The organism is Larkinella sp. C7 (genome assembly GCF_006149005.1).
Classification (GTDB): Bacteria; Bacteroidota; Bacteroidia; order Cytophagales; family Spirosomataceae; genus Larkinella.
In genome coordinates, this window is the sequence record NZ_VBSL01000199.1 from 1 (window position 1) to 394 (window position 394).

The following is a 394-nucleotide window of genomic DNA, read 5'->3' on the forward strand; positions in this document are numbered from 1 at the left end:
GGTCTTGACAAAGGGGAAAATAATGCGGTACTTTGCAGTCCCAAATCGGGGATACGACGCGGGGCAAGGGCAACTAAGCAATTGATATACAAAGGCTTAGGAGCGAAAAAAGAAAAAGCAGCCAAAAATTATTTTTTCTTTTTTATTTTGATTTTTCAAAACCTTCCCTTACCTTTGCAGTCCCAAATCGGGGAAAGAGTAGAGAGAAAATAGCTTGCCGATTGAAACACCCGTTTTCGGGTTCTCAGTCACCGTTTTCCAAACGTGGAAAATATGTTCTTTGACGTAGTGGACAGAAGTACCAAAACAACCAATTCGACGACATAACAGTAAAATGTTAAGTTAAGTTATTTACAATGGAGAGTTTGATCCTGGCTCAGGATGAACGCTAGCG

1 protein-coding gene is annotated in these 394 nt (G+C 40.6%); it reads left to right on the forward strand.

The genetic code is table 11. The features are described from left to right. The coding region (locus tag FH871_RS33700; RefSeq protein WP_212768410.1) for a hypothetical protein at nt 1–213 on the forward strand (213 nt) is incomplete at its 5' end. Nucleotides 214–394: the final 181 nt, after the last annotated feature.